The sequence below is a fragment of the Catenulispora pinistramenti genome (assembly GCF_018274385.1).
Taxonomy (GTDB): domain Bacteria; phylum Actinomycetota; class Actinomycetes; order Streptomycetales; family Catenulisporaceae; genus Catenulispora; species Catenulispora pinistramenti.
In genome coordinates this window covers 1-2,126 of sequence record NZ_JAAFYZ010000452.1, presented here as the reverse complement: position 1 = coordinate 2,126, position 2,126 = coordinate 1, and the positions used below count along the sequence as shown (strand labels likewise).

Sequence of the window (2,126 nt, the reverse complement as noted above, 5' to 3'; positions counted from 1 at the left end):
ACAAACCCCAGCCCCAGCAAACTCCACCCGCCAACGGATCCCGCCCGCCAACCCGCACGTCGCGAACCACGTCGCGAACCATGTCGCGAAAACTCCCGGCCAAACGTTGCCTGATACAGCAATAGACGGTCGGCTAAGCCAGAGCAGCTCAAAGCCCCCGCAAGCTCGCCGACCACCGCGCACCATCCGCGTCCGCCGCCTGGTTCCGCCGCCCGTTGCCTTTGTCCACGTCAGCGATGCCGATCAAGTTGCCACCCGGCATCTTGCCGCCTGCCCTCGCCGCCCGTTGCCTTCGGTGCCTGCCAGCCTGCGCCTTGCCCGCCGCCTTCAGCGCACGCCGCCTTCAGCGCACGCCGCCTTCAGCGCACGCCGCCTTCAGCGCCCGCCGCCTTCAGCGCCCGCCGCCTTCAGCGCCCGCCGCCTTCAGCGCCCGCCGCCTTCAGCGCCCGCCGCCTTCAGCGCCCGCCGCCTTCAGCGCCCGCCGCCTTCAGCGCGCGCCGCCTTCAGCGCCCGCCGACTTCGACCCCGCAAGCTTCGACCCCCGCAAGCTTCGACGCGCCAGCTTCGCTGCCCGCCGTCGTGCGGCCGCCCGCTGCCTCCCGCCCCAGCAAGCACCGCCGCATCCGACCGATCAGCTGCCGCCTTTCGCCTTAGTCCCTCACCTCATGTCTCGTGGGGCCAGTTATCTAACCGCCCACCCCCACCAAAACCACCTCCAGCTCCCTTAACAGTCCCGCATCCGCCAGCATCTCGATCCCTGCGATCCGCCCCGCGACCACCACGAAGTCGAACACCACCCGCGGCTGCCCGGCGACCGCCCACACCATCGCCGCGCTCCCCTCGACCAGCGCCAGCTGCGCCGCCTGGGCGCGCCCGGAGAACTGCTCGGCCACGTCGGTCGCGCCGCGTACCTCGACCGCGGCGCCGAGGCGGGCGGCCGTGGGGTCGGCGCGGAGCACCACGTCCGGGTCCAGCAGTTTCAGCAGGCCCGCGAAGTCGCCGCCGCGCGAGGCCGCCATGAAGGCGGTCACCACCTCGCGCTGCCGGGTGCGGTCGGCGTCCGTCTCCTCGCCTTGGCCTCGCACCCGGCGGCGGGACCGGCTCGCGAGTTGACGGACGGCCGCCGTGGATTTGCCGACGATCGGTGCGATGTCCTCGAACGGGACCGCGAACATGTCGTGCAGGACGAACGCCAGGCGCTCGGCCGGGCTCAGCGTGTCCATCACCACCAGCAGGGCCAGGCCGACCGAGTCGGACAGCTCCGCGGCCAGTTCCGGGTCGGCCAGCGCGTCCCGCTCGGCGGCCTCGGCCGCCTCGACGCCGGCCGGGCCGTCCAGGTCCTCCTCGCCGTGGTTGCGGCGGGCGCGCAGCACGTCCAGGCAGACCCGGCCGGTCACCGTGGTGAGCCAGCCGGCCAGGTTCTCCACCTCCGCCACGTCCGACCGGTTCAGCCGCAGGTACGCCTCCTGCACGGCGTCGTCCGCCTCGGCCAGCGAGCCGAGCATGCGGTACGCCACCGCCAACAGGTGCGGGCGCTGGGACTGGAAGAACTCGGCGAGCTGAAAGGTGTCGGTCATGGTTCCACATTCTGCGAACGGTCTCAGGCGGTCACCACTCTGACGTCCGCATTCGCGGGAGTGTGACAGCCGCCGTCGGGACCCGCGCCGTCCGGGCCGTCCGGGCCACCCACACCACCTGAATCATCCGCATCGCCCGCATCACCCGAATCATCCAAGACGGCGGCGCCCACCGAAGCGCCTCGCAGCAGAACCCCGGCCACCAGCGCCGCGACGAAACTCACCGAAGCCGCCACCGCGAACCCCCACCGGCTGTCGGTGTGGTCGGTCAGCTCGGCGACCCCCAGCATCACCACCACCGTCGCCGCCAACCCCCACGAGTTCGCCAGCCCGAAGGCCCGCCCCACGTACGCCTCGTCCACGCTCGTCAGCACCAGCGACCGCGACGCGATCCGCGCCGTCCCGAACGTCAACGCCCCGATCGCCACCCCGACGGCCAGGAACGCCGGCCCGAACTGCGGCTGCAACACGAACATCGTGTTGGACGCCGAGAACCCGACCAGCGCGATCGACAGATCCCCGAACCGCCGCCCCACCACCTTGTACGCC

Annotated in this window: 1 protein-coding gene and 1 pseudogene; both read right to left on the bottom strand. The window is 72.0% G+C overall.

From position 1 onward, the window contains the following. Positions 1-686: 686 nt before the first annotated feature. The gene (locus KGQ19_RS48390) at positions 687-1,577 is read right to left on the bottom strand and encodes a sigma-70 family RNA polymerase sigma factor (RefSeq protein ID WP_212022363.1); all 891 of its coding nucleotides are present in this window, start codon (positions 1,575-1,577) and stop codon (positions 687-689) included. A 23-nt stretch (positions 1,578-1,600) separates the two neighbouring features. Continuing rightward, a pseudogene (locus tag KGQ19_RS48385) lies at positions 1,601-2,126 on the bottom strand (MFS transporter); the annotation flags it as partial.